The sequence below is a fragment of the Tsukamurella spumae genome (assembly GCF_012396015.1).
Lineage (GTDB): Bacteria > Actinomycetota > Actinomycetes > Mycobacteriales > Mycobacteriaceae > Tsukamurella > Tsukamurella spumae.
Map to the genome: position 1 here is coordinate 170,102 of NZ_JAAXOQ010000002.1, position 14,281 is coordinate 184,382.

The window sequence follows — 14,281 nt, forward strand, 5'->3', positions numbered from 1 at the left end:
ATGAGCCGCATTGCACAGACCGCGAAGGCCGACACGGCAGCCGACACCGACGCGGTGTCCACCCGCGCCGCCGCGAAGGCGAACAAGCCGGCCCGGGGCCGCGCGACGGTGCCGGGGCGCATCACCTTCGTGGGTTCCGGCCCGGGCGATCCGGGTCTGCTCACCCTGCGTGCAGAGCAGACTATCGCGGGCGCCCGGACGGTCTTCACCGACCCCGACGTTCCGCAGACCGTCCTCGACATCGTGGGGTCCGCCCTGCCCGTCGAGCCGATCGACACCGAGGAGGACGGCGCCGACACGGCCTCCGCCTCCGCGGCGAAGGGCCGCAAGAGCGAGCCCGCGTTCCGCAACCCCGCCTCCGTCGCGCCCGCGCTCGGCGAGCCGGCCGAGGTGGCCAAGACGCTGCTCGCGCAGGCCCGTCACGGGCACGACGTCGTGCGTCTGGTCGCGGGCGACCCGCTGTCCTCGGACGCGGTGCTGGCCGAGGTCAACGCCGTCGCCCGGACGCAGATCGCCTTCGAGATCGTCCCGGGCCTCGCACCCGCGACCGCCGTCCCCACCTACGCCGGAATGGCGCTGGGCTCGGCGCACACCGAGGCCGACGTGCGCGGCGAGGTCGACTGGGCGGCGCTGGCCGCGGCACCGTCGCCCCTGGTCCTGAGCGCGACCGCCGAGCACCTGGCCGACACCGCCTCCGCGCTGGTCGAGAACGGCCTCGCGCCGCAGACCCCGGTGGCCGTGACGGCGCACGGCTCGACCTGCAAGCAGAAGACCGTCGAGGCGACTCTCGCGACGCTCAACGAGGCCGGCGCCGGACTACCGGGCCCGCTCGTGGTCACCGTCGGCAAGGTCGTGGGCCAGCGGAGCAAGCTCTCCTGGTGGGAGTCGCGCGCGCTGTACGGCTGGACCGTGCTCGTGCCCCGCACCAAGGACCAGGCCGCCGAGATGTCGAACCGGCTACGCAGCCACGGGTCGATCCCGATGGAGGTCCCGACCATCGCGGTCGAGCCGCCCCGCAGCCCCGCCCAGATGGAGCGCGCGGTCAAGGGCCTCGTCGACGGTCGCTACCAGTGGGTGGTCTTCACCTCCACGAACGCCGTGCGCGCCGTGTGGGAGAAGTTCATCGAGTTCGGTCTGGACGCCCGTGCCTTCTCCGGCGTGAAGATCGCCTGCGTCGGCGAGCAGACCGCCGCGAAGGTCCGCGCCTTCGGCATCGAGCCCGAGCTGATCCCCACCGGTGAGCAGTCCAGCCTGGGCATGCTCGAGGTCTTCCCGCCCTTCGACGACGTCTTCGACCCGGTCAACCGGGTCCTGCTGCCCCGCGCCGACATCGCCACCGAGACCCTCGCCGAGGGCCTGCGCGACCGCGGCTGGGAGATCGACGACGTGACCGCGTACCGCACGGTGCGGGCCGCGCCGCCCCCGGCCTCGACCCGCGAGATGATCAAGACCGGCGACTTCGACGCGGTCTGCTTCACCTCGAGCTCGACGGTGCGGAACCTGGTCGGCATCGCCGGCAAGCCGCACGCCCGCACCATCGTCGCGTGCATCGGCCCGAAGACGGCCGAGACCGCGATCGAGTTCGGTCTGCGGGTGGACGTGCAGCCCGAGACCGCGTCGGTCGAGGACCTGGTCGAGGCGCTGGCCGCACACGCGTCCCGGCTCCGCGCCGAGGGTGCCCTGCCCCCGCCGCGGAAGAAGCCGCGCCGCTCGCGCTCCTGACCGTCAAGTAGGCTGGGAGACATGACGTTCCCCCACGTGCGGCCGCGCCGGCTGCGCACCACGCCCGCCGTCCGGCGGCTCGTCGCCGAGGTCTCGGTGGAGCCCCGGCAGCTCGTGCTGCCGATGTTCGTGCGCGACGGGATCGACGCTCCGGCGCCGATCTCGTCGATGCCGGGCGTCGTCCAGCACACCGTCGACTCGCTGCGTGCCGCGGCCGAGGAGGCGGTCCGGGCCGGGGTCGGCGGGATCATGCTGTTCGGGGTCCCCGACGATGCCGACAAGGACGCCGAGGGCAGCGTCGCGTGGCAGCCCGACGGGGTGCTGAACCGGGGCCTGCGCGCCCTGCGCGAGGATCTCGGCGACGCGACGGTGATCATGGCCGACACGTGCCTGGACGAGTTCACCGCGCACGGTCACTGCGGGGTGCTCGACGGTGCCGGGCGGGTGGACAACGACGCCACCCTGGAGCGCTACGCGCTGATGGCGGTGGCGCAGGCCGACGCCGGGGCGCACATGCTGGGGCCGTCGGGGATGATGGACGGCCAGATCGGCGTGATCCGGTCCGCGCTGGATTCCGTGGGCCACCAGGACGTCTCGATCCTCGCGTACACCGCGAAGTACGCCTCCCCGTTCTACGGTCCGTTCCGCGAGGCGGTCGGCTCGTCGCTGGTGGGGGACCGTCGGACGTACCAGCAGGACGCGGCGAACCGGCGGGAGTCGTTGCGCGAGTTGGAACTCGACCTCGCCGAGGGTGCCGACCTGGTCATGGTCAAGCCCGCGATGAGCTACCTGGACGTGCTGGCCGACGTCGCCGCCGCTTCCCCGGTTCCCGTTGCGGCGTACCAGATCTCGGGGGAGTACTCGATGATCACGGCGGCCGCGCAGAACGGCTGGATCGACCGTGACGCCGCGATCCGCGAGTCGCTGCTGTCGATCCGCCGCGCGGGCGCGGACATCGTCCTGACCTACTGGGCCACCGAGGCCGCGGGGTGGATCGCGAGGGGAACGTGGTGACCGTGAGCCGCCTGCACGGCGCTCCGGCACCTGGTCGGGCAGAGGGAGCGCAGTGGTGAACATGCAGCACCAGGGTCCCGTCTGGCCCGGTCCCGGGCCGCAGCCGCCCACGTGGCCCGCGCCGCCGCCCGCACCCGCGCCGCCGCGCGGTCCCCGGCCCGACGACGTGAAGCTGTCCGTGCAGCTGTGGATCTTCGTGGTCCTCGCGTCGGTGGTGTCCCAGGTGGCGAAGGCGGTCATCGGCCGCGGCTCCGACGCGGTGCGCGAGGAGTTCGCGGCGATGCAGAAGGGCGACGGCACCTTCGCGAAGATCAACCGCGAGCAGTACAAGACCTTCGAGCAGTTCGACAACAGCGTGTTCCTGTTCGCGCTCGTGGCAGTGGCCTTCGGCGTGATCGTGGTCGGGCTGCTGGTGTTCTTCCTGTGGCGGGGCCAGGGGTGGTCCCGCGTGGTACTGCAGTTCGTCGCGGCGTTCGTACTGGTGCAGGGCGTGCTGGGGTTCTTCTCCGGCGAGGCGGAGATCGCGGTGCCGGCGATCCTGGCGGCGATCGCGGTGGTCGGCGCGATGATCACGGCGAACAGCCGGGACGCGCTGGAGTACTTCAATCCGGGCACGATCGCGGGGGCACGCCGGTGAGCGACTCCGTCCCCCGGTACGCCGAGCGCGGCCTCTCCCGTGTCTGGCTGCTCCTGGTCCCGCTGGCGACGGTCGCGATGATCGTGACCCAGTGGCTGCTCGCCGGTCGCACCTCGGAGTGGTGGATCTGGCTGCTGTTGGGCCTGGCCACGCAGGGGTTCGTCTGGATGCAGGTCACCGCCGGCCGCACCCACGTGTCGGTCGAGCTGACGGACGACGAACTGCGGTGCGGCGAGGAGAGCATCCCCGTCGCCGAGATCGCGCGGATCCTCCCCGGGAAGGCACCGGATCACCCGAAGAAGGCCAAGCCGGAGGACTTCCCCGCGTGGTCCTCGGCCCGCGCGATGGGGCGGCTGAGCCAGGTGCCGCGCCGTCGGTACGGCATGGGGCTGCAACTCACGGACGGTTCGACGGTGCAGGCCTGGGCCCGCAACGACTACGCCCTGCGCGCCTCCCTGGAGCCCCTGCTCACGAAGGCGGGATGAGCCCGGTGACGGCCCGGCTGATCTGATCGGCCGCAAGGTCGACGGGGCCGCGCGGCCCCAGCAGGTGGCTGACGGTGAGGCGGACGAAGACCTCGACGGCACCGTCGGGCACCCGGGCGGGGAGTGCCTGCGCGACCGCGGCGATGGCCCGGTCGAGCACGGCCGACGGGTCCGTGGTGAGCAGGGGGAGCAGGTCGGCGTCGCCGCGGTCGCCGGCCAGGATGGACTTGAGCAGCGCGTTGTCCGCACCGTACTCGAGTGCGAAGGTCGCGGCGGCCGCGAATCCGGCGGGGAGGTCGCGGGGGTGCTCACCGAGCCGCGCGACGACGCCGGCGAGGTAGCCGTCCGTCTCCCGGGCGATGAGCGCGCGGGCCACCTCGTCGCGGGCGCCGACGGCCTTGTAGAGCGCCGTGCGGCTGACCCCCACCCGCTTGGCGATGAGCGACATGTTCACCGCGCCCCAGCCCTCGTCGTGGACCAGATCGCGGGTGGCGTCCAGCGCGCGGTCGCGTAGCAGCTGCTTGACCTCGGTCTGGAAGCTCGCGGGGGCACTCATGTCGCCAGCGTACATCTAGTCGAAGTCTGTGCGCATGGTTGACAGATCAGCCTGATGTGTAATCAAATGGAACACGACAGTGATTCATGTCACCCGGCGACCGCCCCGCCGTGGAGGACCGAAGGAGACCACCATGTCCAGCTCAGCCGCCCCCGCCCCCGCCGAAACGACCGACTACGACGTGCTCGTCATCGGATCCGGCTTCGGCGGGTCCGTCACCGCCCTGCGTCTCACGGAGAAGGGCTATCGCGTCGGCGTGCTCGAGGCGGGCAGGCGGTTCGCGGACGAGGACTTCGCCAAGACCAGCTGGGACCTGCGCAAGTTCGTCTGGATGCCGGCGCTGGGCCTGTACGGCATCCAGCGGATCCACATGCTGCGCGACTGCCTGATCCTGGCCGGGGCCGGCGTGGGCGGCGGATCGCTGAACTACGCCAACACGCTGTACAAGCCCCCGGCCTCGTTCTTCGAGGACGATCAATGGGCCGGGATCACGAACTGGTTCGACGAGCTCTCGCCCTTCTACGACCAGGGCCGCCGGATGCTCGGCGTCGTCCAGAATCCGCACATGACGCCCGCCGACGAGATCGTCAAGCAGGTCGCCGACGACATGGGTGCGGGCGACACCTTCATCCAGACCCCCGTGGGTGTGTACTTCGGAGAGCCCGGAAAGACCGTTCCGGATCCCTTCTTCGGCGGCGCCGGCCCCGATCGCACCGGCTGCATCGAGTGCGGCGAGTGCATGACCGGCTGCCGGTGGGGCGCCAAGAACACGCTGGTCAAGAACTACCTCGGGCTCGCCGAGCGGGCGGGCGCGCAGGTGCACCCACTCACGACGGTGACCGACGTGACGCAGCTCGTCGACGGCACCTGGGCGGTGTCGACGGTGCGCTCCGGCGCGAAGGTCCGCAAGCGTCGGCGCACCTACACGGCGCAGCACGTCGTCTTCGCGGCCGGCACCTGGGGCACGCAGCAGCTGCTGCACCGGCTGCGCGACACCGGCGCGCTGCCCGAGCTCTCGGATCAGGTCGGCGTGCTCACGCGCACGAACTCCGAGTCCATCCTCTCCGCGGTCCGCATGACGGTGGACAAGGAGCTGGACCTCACGCGCGGCGTGGCGATCACCAGCTCCTTCCATCCGAGCAGCGACACCCACGTCGAGCCGGTGCGCTACGGCAAGGGCTCGAACGCGATGGGCATGCTGCAGACGCTGATGACCGACGGCGGCGGCCGCGTGCCGCGCTGGCTGAAGTTCCTCGGCACCGTCGTGCGGCACCCGCTCGCGTTCCTGCGCGTGCTGCTCGTGAACGGGTGGAGCGAGCGGACGATCATCGCGCTCGTCATGCAGAACCTCGACAACTCGATCACGACCTTCACCAAGCGCGGGCTGTTCGGCCGGAAGATGTCCTCGCGCCAGGGGCACGGGGAGCCGAATCCCACGTGGATCCCGTTGGGCAACGAGGCGACCCGCCGGATCGCCGACAAGATCGACGGTGCCGCCGCCGGCACCTGGGGCGAGGTCTTCAACATCCCCATGACCGCGCACTTCCTCGGCGGATGCGCGATCGGTGAGGACGCGTCGCGCGGCGTGATCGATCCCTACCACCGCGTGTACGGCTACCCGACGCTCAGCGTGGTCGACGGCTCCGCCGTGTCCGCGAACCTCGGAGTGAACCCGTCGCTGACCATCACCGCGCAGGCCGAGCGGGCGGCGGCGCTGTGGCCCAACAAGGGTGAGGTGGACACCCGTGCGCCGCAGGGCGAGCCCTACCGCCGTATCGCGCCCGTCGAGCCGCGGCGGCCCGTCGTGCCCGCGAACGCGCCCGGTGCCCTGCGCCTGCCGATCGTCGAGATCCGGCGGGGTGAGCAGGTCATCGGTTAGCGGCTACGGCAGCCAGGCGGGGTGGGTGTCGCCGCGGAGCGCGGCGAGGCCGCGGTGCACGCGCTCGGTCTGCCGGACGGACATCGGCGGGAGCGTGGTCGGCGAGAACCAGGCGATCTCCACTGATTCGTCGTCGGCGACGTGCGCCTCGCCGGAGACGTACCGGCACAGGAACAGGATCGTGAGGTACTGCGCCGCATCGCCGTTCGGGTAGCGTACCGGCTCGTCGGTGCGCAGCGCGAGCAGGTCGAGCACCTCCGCCTCGACGCCCGCCTCTTCCCGGATCTCCCGGACGATCGCCTCCGCGGGTTGCTCTCCCGGCTCGAGGATGCCGGCGATCGACGCCCACTCGCCGGTGTCGGCACGCCGACCGAGCAGGACCTCGCCGGCCTCGTTGACGACCACCGCCGCGACGCCCGGCAACCACAGCAGATCGGTGCCGATCTTCTCGCGGATGCTGCGGACGTACTCGGGAATGGGCATGCTTGTCAGCGTACGTAACGATCCGATCGGGAGGGGTGCCGTGCTGCAGGAGCTTCTTGAGCGCGAGGTGGCGCTGGGGCCGCTTCCGGGCGCCGTGGCCGCGTTGGACGATCAGGCGGGACTCGAGGTGGTCGTGGCGGGTGAGCGGGCGCCGGGCGTCGCGATGACCCGGGACACCGTCTTCCGCATCGCCTCGATCGGCAAGCCGATCCTCGCCGCTACCGCGCTCGTGCACGTCGAGCGGGGCACTGTCGGCCTCGACGACCCGGTGTCGCGGTGGCTGCCCGAGCTCGCCGAGCCTCGCGTCCTGCGCGACCCCAGCGGCCCGCTGGACGACACCGTGCCCGCCGTCCGGCCGATCACCGTGGGGCACCTGCTGTCCTTCACCGGCGGACTGGGCATGATCTCCGACTTCTCCGCGCCGCTGATGGGCGCCCTCTTCGGCGAGCTGCATCAGGGGCCGGCCGACCCGCTCGGCACCCCGCCGCCTGACGAGTGGCTCGCCCGCGCCGCGCGGATCCCGCTCGCACACCAGCCGGGGGAGGGGTGGACCTACAACACCGGCGCGGACGTCCTGGGCGTCCTGCTCGCGCGCGCCACGGGAGGCACGCTCGGCGAGGTGCTCGACGATGCCGTCCTCGTGCCGCTCGGCATGTCCGACACCGCCTTCCGCGCGACCGATGCGATGCGCCCGCGGCTCGGCGACGCCGTGATGACCGGTCCCGACGGGCTCGCGGTCGTCGACCCGGCCGACGGTGCCTTCGTCCCGCCGCCGGTCTTCGAGTCCGGCGCCGGCGGCCTGCTCTCGACGCTGGACGATCTGCTCCGGTTCGGCCGGATGCTCCGGGGCGGAGGCGAATTCGACGGTGTCCGCGTGCTCGGCACCGATTCCGTGGCGGCGATGACGGCCGTGCAGGTACCGCCGCAGCCGGGCGATGTCTTCCTCGACGGCGCGGCGTGGGGCTACGGCGGGGCGGTCGACGTGGACCGGGCGCATCCGTGGAGCGTCCCCGGCCGGTACGGCTGGGTCGGCGGATCGGGGACGGCTCTGTACTTCTATCCGGATACGGGCCGGGTCGCGGTGTGGCTCGGGCAGTTGCAGTTGGCGGGGCCCTCCGAGTTCGGTGCCATCGGGCGTTTCCTGACGACCGCGGCCGGGTGAGGCCCGGGCTGGCGCAAAAATACCCCTAGGGGGTATGGTTGATTCGACGGTGCGCCGGATCATGAGAGGTCACAGGCCCGTCCGAGATGAGGAGTGGAAGATGGCAGTGGAGAGCACCTACACCGTGACCGGGATGACCTGCGGGCACTGCGCGGCGTCGGTCCGGGAGGAGATCTCGGAGATCGGCGGCGTCACGAACGTGGACGTGAACGTCGAGACCGGCGCCGTCACCGTCGCCAGCGACGCCGAGCTGACTCGCGAGGCCGTCGAGGCCGCGGTGAAGGAAGCCGGTTACGCGCTGGTCTGACCTCGACCGGCTACGGTTGAGGCATGTCTGAGCAGGGTTTCGGGGATTTCGAGTTCGAGCGCAAGTTCTTCGTGCGCGAGATCCCCGAGGCCGCTGCACTCGACCCGGCGCCCACGCTCATCGTGCAGGCGTACCTGTTCGCCGCCGACGGATACGCGGTCCGGGTGCGCGTCCAGGGGCCGGCACCGTCGGAACTGACCGACGATCCCGGTGCGCTCATCGACGCCCTCGCGGACGCGACCACCGGCACGATGGCGGCCAAGGGGCCGGCCGTGAGCGGCACCCGCTACGAGGCCGAGCGCGAGCTCGATGCACTGGTGGCGGGCCAGATCGTCCGCCGCGCGGAACACGTGGTGGCGAAGGTGCGCTACTCGATGTGGCTCGGCGAGGACGGCTGGATCATCGACGACTTCCTCGGCGCCAACGCGCCGCTCGTCATGGCGGAGGTAGAGCGCGGCGGCCCCGTCGTCGACCTCGCGATCCCCGACTTCTGCGCCACCGAGGTGTCCGAGGACGACCGGTTCCGCAACGAATACCTCGCCCATATCCCCTTCGGCGGCTGGTCGGACGCCTACGCCCGCGAGCTCGCGCTCCTCGGCCCGCGGTTCGTGCACTCCCTCGGTGAGAACCGTCTCGGTGGGGTCTGACGCGCGAGTCAGGGATTGCCAAGCCGTCGCCAACCGGTCCGTGGCAGCATGACCTCCGTGAGGAGGGGTGATGTTGCAAACGGGTGATGACTTCGCCGGATACCGGATCGAGCGACTGCTCGGTGCGGGAGGCATGGGAGAGGTCTACGTCGCGCGGCACCCGCGATTGCCGCGGTCCGACGCGCTCAAGGTGCTGCCGCCGCAGTTCGCCTCCGATCCGCAGTTCCGCGCGCGGTTCGAGCGGGAGGCGGATCTCGCCTCGTCGCTGTCGCATCCCGCGATCGTCAAGGTCTTCGACCGGGGCGAGTTCGAGGGGCGGCTGTGGATCGCGATGGAGCTCGTCGACGGGCTGGACCTGTCGCGGCGGCTGCGCGAGCAGGGTCGACTCGCGCCGAAAGAGGTCGCTGACAGCATCGGTGCCGTGGCGGGCGCCCTGGATTACGCCGCCGACCGTGGTCTCGTGCACCGGGATGTGAAGCCCGCCAACATCCTGCTGAGTACCGACGGGCACGTCATGCTCACGGACTTCGGCATCGCGCGGATGGGGTCGGAGACTTCAGAGCTGACGGGGACCGGCGTCACCGTCGGAACGCTGAGTTACGCGTCACCCGAACAGCTCCGGGGCGAGCAGTTGGACGGTCGGTCCGACCAGTACTCGCTGGCGTGTACCGCGTACCAGCTCCTGGTAGGGGAGGCTCCATTCCAGAACAGCAACGCCGCCATCGTGATCGGCTCGCACCTGACCTCCCCGCCGCCGTCCGCGGTTGCGCTGCGGCCCGAGCTGTCGCCGGATGTCGACGACGCACTGCGGAGGGCACTGTCGAAGTCTCCGGCTGATCGCTTCGATTCGTCGGCGGACTTCGCCGCCGCGCTTGATGCGGGGCTCCGCGAGACCGCGATAGCGGCTCCGCCGACGGTATCGCCCGCCGTTCCGCCTGTCGCGCAGCCGCGTCCGGCCGACGATGACCCTGATCGCACGCTCCTTCGGGGCGAGCAACAGCCTCTCGCCGCTCCAGCGGATTCGCGACCCCGTGGCCGACGAAAGCGGAACGCTCTCGCGGCGGCCGCGGTCGTGGTGCTGCTGGTGGTGGTTGCCGGTGGATACGCCGGATATCGATGGGTTCAGTCGGACGACCCGACGAGTGGGCTTACGCAGGCCCCGACGGCCGAGGCGGCCGCTATGCCGCGGACCTCGGTCTCTCCGTTGCTGCCGTCATTAGAGAACAAGCCCGAGGGCTGGCGTTGGAGAGTCACTACGGGGCCAACGACGCCGACGTTTTTGGCCGCCGACGAGAAGACCGCGGTCTTCAAGGGCGGAACCTACGACCAACCACTGATCATTGTCGTCGACCCGGCGACCGGCAAGATCCGGCGTGAGCCGATCCCGTACGACGGTGCGGACTACAAGTGCGCGCTCCGCGCTTCTAAGCTCGCCTGCGCGGATTCTCCGATGGGATCGTCCGCCTGGCGGGGCACGGTCCTCGACGTCGAAACCGGCGCGCTGACTCGACTCGGTGAAGTCCCAGGGCCCGGGATTGCATTCTTGGGCGACGGTGTCGTGGTAGTCGGCGCTGCCGGCAAGGAAGCCACCCTTTACCGCCCGGACGGAACCGTGATGTCGCGGCTCGCCGGCACCTCGGTGAAGGTCTACCCGACCGCAGGATTGGCTGTCACAGTCACCAGTCCGGCTGGCTCGGACCCGTTCGCGAAGGGACAGCTCCGTGTCCTCGCCGCGGACGGACGGGTGATCTTTCAGCGCGATCTCGCCAAGAACGAGAACCCCACGATCAGCGGATCCGCCACCGGGGTGCTTCTGACGACCGCGTCGGGAGCACTGCAGGTGGTGGATCGCAACGGTGCGGTGAAGGACGTGGCGGCGGGTTGGAAGGCTGCGAGCGACGACTGCAACTGCGACGCACCGGTATCGCCCCTTCCAGTCGTGTACCAGGAGGTCGGTGGCCAGATCGTCGTCGGCACGGTCAATCCCGCGACAGGGAACCTGCTGTGGGCTCGCAGTATGTTTGCCGATCGGGCGAAGGGACGTCCAGGCAACTGGTATGTCCGGGTCACGGGTGTGGGGACCAAGGTGCTCGCTACGTACTACCAGTTGTCGTCGGACTCGTCGGGAGCAAACCCGACCGAGTTGTGGGATGCGTTCACAGCGGACGGAGGAGCCCTGTTGGCATTCGGTGACGTCATCGGCACCGACGGTCAGCGGGTGCTCATTACGGATCGAAGCAGGCGCCTCTTCCCCGCCGTGGCAAACAAGCCACCGGACTTCTGGTCGTTGAGTCTGGATGGGACGGCTCGTGCCGCCGGCGGCGGCGCGTACGTCGGAAACGGACGGGTCATCTGACGCGGGTGTAGCCGACGTCACGCTCCATTTCCTACCTCGGGCGGTTGACGGGGCCTGTAATAACGCTGTTAACTTAACGGCGTTATCACAACTCTCCCGGAGGTCGGACGATGATCGACGCACTCACGCGACTGGTCGCGCGGCGCGCCAAGGCGGTGCTGCTGCTCGCGGTGATCCTGCTGGCGGGGCTCGGCCTCGCAGGCGCGGGTGTCGCCGACAAGTTGCAGGCCGGCGGCTACGTCGACCCGCAGGCCGAGGCCATGCAGACCTACAACCACATGGCCGACGACTTCCACCGCGGCGGCCTCCCGCTCGTGCTCGCGGTGTCCGTGCCCGAGGGGCAGGAGGGCCCGGCGTCCGCCTACGGCCGTGACCTGGTCGACCGGCTCAAGGGCGACGGGCGGGTCGAGAGCGTGGTCGACGGCTTCTCCGCGCCGACCCCGATGCTGCTCAGCGAGAACAAGCGCACCGTGCTCATCGTCGCCTCCATCGCCGGTGGCGAGTCGCAGGCGCCGCTCAACGCGAAGGCCATCGTCGAGAACCTCCCCGGGGCGCCGTCGCCCGTCACGATGACGCCCGGCGGCCAGGCCTACAGCTACGCGCAGATCAACGACCAGTCGTCGAAGGACCTGCTCGTCGCCGAGGCGGTCGCCATCCCGATCACCTTCCTCGTGCTGGTGTGGGTGTTCGGCGGGCTTGTGGCGGCGGCCATCCCGGTCCTCATCGGCATCGCCGCGATCATCGCGACCACCGGCATCCTGCGTGCCTTCACGGCCATCACCGATGTCTCGATCTTCGCGCTCAACCTCACCACCGCGATGGGCCTGGCGCTCGCGATCGACTACACGCTGCTCGTCCTCAGTCGCTACCGCGAGGAGGTGGCCGCAGGCGGTGACAGGCCGGAAGCGCTGCGCCGCACCATGAACACCGCCGGCCGCACGGTGATCTTCTCCGCCGTGATCGTCGGTCTCTCACTGGCCGCGATGGCGATCTTCCCGATGTACTTCCTGCGCTCGTTCGCGTACGCGGGTGTGGCGGTGGTGGTCTTCGCGGCGCTCGCCACGCTCGTCCTCACGCCCGCGATCCTCACCGTCCTCGGCGACCGGGTGGACGCCCTGAAGATCGGCCGGCGCGGGCCCGAACCCGACCCGCACGACAGCCTCTTCTACCGCTTCACCCGCGGCGTGCTGCGGCGCGCCGTTCCGGTCGGCCTGGCCCTCATCGCGCTCCTGCTGGTGCTCGGAAGCCCGTTCCTCAGTGTTCATTTCGGCTTCCCCGATGACCGCGTGCTCCCGGCCTCGGCCTCCTCGCACCGAGTGGGCGACATCATCCGCGAGGACTTCGCGGAGGACTCCGCGGGCCAGGTCTCCGTGATCCTCACGGAGAAGGTCGACGACGATGCCGTGGCCGACTACGCCGCGCGCCTATCGACCGTGGAGTCGACGGGCACGGTGGTCGCGCCGACCGGCACCTACCTCGGCGGGCACCGGATCGCCGACGGCGACCCGACCGCCAGGGCGTCGAACGGCACCGTCCTGGTGACGGTTTCGTCGAAGCTCGACCCCCTGGCCCGTGCCGCATCGGATCAGCTCGACCGGCTGCGTGAGGTCCGCGCGCCGGCTCCGACCTCGTTCGGCGGGTCGGCCCAGCTCAACCGCGACTCGGTCCAGTCGATCCTCGACACCCTGCCCCTTGTCCTGCTCGTGATCGCGGTGACCACGTTCATCCTGTTGTTCCTGCTCACCGGCAGCGTCGTGCTCCCGCTCAAGGCGCTGGTGATGAACGTGATATCGCTGTCCGCGATGTTCGGCGCGCTGGTGGCGATCTTCCAGTGGGGGTGGCTGGACGGCCTGGGTACGGTGCCCGGCGGGCTCATCGCCAACGTGCCCGTGCTGATGTTCTGCATCGCCTTCGGCCTGTCCATGGACTACGAGGTGTTCCTGCTGTCGCGGATCAAGGAGTTCTGGGATCACTCGCCGACGCACGACCGCGCCGCCAACGACGAGGCCGTGGCGATGGGCATCGCCCGCACCGGACGCGTGGTCACCGCCGCGGCGCTGCTGATGGCGATCGTGTTCGCGGCCATCGGATTCGCGGGCGTGTCCTTCATGAAGATGTTCGGCGTGGGCATGATGATCGCAGTCCTGTTGGACGCCACCCTGATCCGCATGCTGCTCGTGCCCGCGTTCATGCGCGTGGCGGGGACCTGGAACTGGTGGGCGCCCGCCCCCCTCAGGCGCCTGCACGACCGCGTCGGCCTGCGAGAGTCGTAGACGCCATGGCAGCGGAGCGCCGGCGGCGCAGCAAACGCGGGGACGGTGACCGTCTCGGTGCCGACATCCTGGACGCGGCCACGGAGCTGCTGGTCGAGACCGGCAGCGCCGAGGCGGTCTCGATCCGCGCGGTGGCGCAGCGGGTCGGCGTCACCCCACCGTCGATCTACCTGCACTACGCGGACAAGAACGCGCTCCTGGACGCCGTCGTCGCGCGGTATCTGGAGCGGCTCGACGATGCCCTGCGGGTGGCCGATACCGGTGCCGCCACAGCGCTCGACGCGGCGCGTGCGCAGGGGCTCGAGTTCGTGCGCTTCGCGCTGGACAACCCCGAGCAGTACCGACTGGCGTTGATGGATCCGTCGGACTCCGCCTCCGACGTGGACGTGATGCTGGGCAACGCGACCTTCGGTCATTTGGAGGAGACGGTGCGGCGTCTGCAGGACGCGGGCTTCTATCCGCCGGGCGATCCGCGGCCGATAGCCCTGCAGATGCTCACGATCGCGCACGGGGTCGCCTCGTTGCTCGTCGCCAAACCGTTCCTGCCGTGGGGGGACCCGATCGAGTACGCCGACCGCGTGATCTGCGGGGCGTGCCTCGGCATCGCCCTCACGGCCGGCATGGACGAGTTGCCGAGCACCGCCGAGGCTCTCGGGCTGGTTCGCGCACTGCGCGAGGGCTGACCGGTCCGCGGGGCGACGGACCTCTCGGATCAGCCTGACCGCAACCGTTCTGTCGCGGCGCCCGATGCCGCACTGTG

Annotated in this window: 13 protein-coding genes; 11 read left to right on the forward strand and 2 right to left on the reverse strand. The window is 70.5% G+C overall.

Annotation, left to right across the window (positions count from 1 at the left end):
- Genes HF999_RS02325 through mce1N form a run of 4 tightly spaced genes read left to right on the forward strand, consistent with a single transcriptional unit; the run spans window position 1 to window position 3,858 of the window.
- The gene (locus HF999_RS02325) at window positions 1–1,722 is read left to right on the forward strand and encodes a bifunctional uroporphyrinogen-III C-methyltransferase/uroporphyrinogen-III synthase (protein ID WP_210733372.1); all 1,722 of its coding nucleotides are present in this window, start codon (window positions 1–3) and stop codon (window positions 1,720–1,722) included.
- A gap of 21 nt (window positions 1,723–1,743) precedes the next feature.
- Entirely contained in the window at window positions 1,744–2,736 is a 993-nt protein-coding gene (gene hemB, locus HF999_RS02330; RefSeq protein ID WP_068574243.1) for a porphobilinogen synthase, read from the forward strand.
- A 55-nt stretch (window positions 2,737–2,791) separates the two neighbouring features.
- On the forward strand, window positions 2,792–3,373 hold the full coding sequence (locus HF999_RS02335; protein WP_168544326.1) for a hypothetical protein: 582 nt from the start codon (window positions 2,792–2,794) through the stop codon (window positions 3,371–3,373).
- Window positions 3,370–3,858 (forward strand): transport-regulating membrane protein Mce1N, encoded by a 489-nt coding sequence (gene mce1N / locus HF999_RS02340; RefSeq protein WP_168544327.1) that lies wholly within the window; start codon window positions 3,370–3,372, stop codon window positions 3,856–3,858. Before HF999_RS02335 ends, mce1N begins: the two co-directional genes overlap by 4 nt.
- Here mce1N and HF999_RS02345 read toward each other — a convergent pair.
- Window positions 3,842–4,414, reverse strand: coding sequence for a TetR/AcrR family transcriptional regulator (locus HF999_RS02345; RefSeq protein WP_168544328.1), 573 nt, complete (start codon window positions 4,412–4,414; stop codon window positions 3,842–3,844). The genes mce1N and HF999_RS02345 overlap by 17 nt on opposite strands.
- Window positions 4,415–4,547: 133 nt before the next feature.
- Between HF999_RS02345 and HF999_RS02350 the strand changes: the two genes are divergently transcribed.
- Window positions 4,548–6,293: a GMC oxidoreductase gene (locus HF999_RS02350; RefSeq protein WP_068574251.1), complete on the forward strand. Its 1,746-nt coding sequence runs from the start codon at window positions 4,548–4,550 to the stop codon at window positions 6,291–6,293.
- 3 nt (window positions 6,294–6,296) lie between these two features.
- Here HF999_RS02350 and HF999_RS02355 read toward each other — a convergent pair whose 3' ends face one another.
- Window positions 6,297–6,776 carry an NUDIX hydrolase gene (locus HF999_RS02355; RefSeq protein WP_068574253.1) on the reverse strand — a complete coding sequence of 160 codons (480 nt, stop codon included), beginning with the start codon at window positions 6,774–6,776 and terminating at the stop codon, window positions 6,297–6,299.
- On the opposite strand from HF999_RS02355, the gene HF999_RS02360 reads away from it, so the two are divergent.
- From HF999_RS02360 to HF999_RS02385, 6 genes are all read left to right on the forward strand, one after another.
- Window positions 6,775–7,938 (forward strand): serine hydrolase domain-containing protein, encoded by a 1,164-nt coding sequence (locus tag HF999_RS02360; protein WP_168544329.1) that lies wholly within the window; start codon window positions 6,775–6,777, stop codon window positions 7,936–7,938. The genes HF999_RS02355 and HF999_RS02360 overlap by 2 nt on opposite strands.
- 100 nt (window positions 7,939–8,038) lie before the next feature.
- The gene (locus HF999_RS02365) at window positions 8,039–8,245 is read left to right on the forward strand and encodes a heavy-metal-associated domain-containing protein (RefSeq protein ID WP_168544330.1); all 207 of its coding nucleotides are present in this window, start codon (window positions 8,039–8,041) and stop codon (window positions 8,243–8,245) included.
- Between the two features lie 23 nt (window positions 8,246–8,268).
- Window positions 8,269–8,892, forward strand: coding sequence for a CYTH domain-containing protein (locus HF999_RS02370; protein WP_168544331.1), 624 nt, complete (start codon window positions 8,269–8,271; stop codon window positions 8,890–8,892).
- 70 nt (window positions 8,893–8,962) lie between these two features.
- Window positions 8,963–11,248 carry a serine/threonine-protein kinase gene (locus HF999_RS02375; RefSeq protein ID WP_068574261.1) on the forward strand — a complete coding sequence of 762 codons (2,286 nt, stop codon included), beginning with the start codon at window positions 8,963–8,965 and terminating at the stop codon, window positions 11,246–11,248.
- Between the two features lie 110 nt (window positions 11,249–11,358).
- Window positions 11,359–13,521 carry an MMPL family transporter gene (locus HF999_RS02380; RefSeq protein WP_168544332.1) on the forward strand — a complete coding sequence of 721 codons (2,163 nt, stop codon included), beginning with the start codon at window positions 11,359–11,361 and terminating at the stop codon, window positions 13,519–13,521.
- Window positions 13,522–13,526: 5 nt separating this feature from the next.
- Window positions 13,527–14,204 carry a TetR/AcrR family transcriptional regulator gene (locus tag HF999_RS02385; protein ID WP_168544333.1) on the forward strand — a complete coding sequence of 226 codons (678 nt, stop codon included), beginning with the start codon at window positions 13,527–13,529 and terminating at the stop codon, window positions 14,202–14,204.
- Window positions 14,205–14,281: the final 77 nt, after the last annotated feature.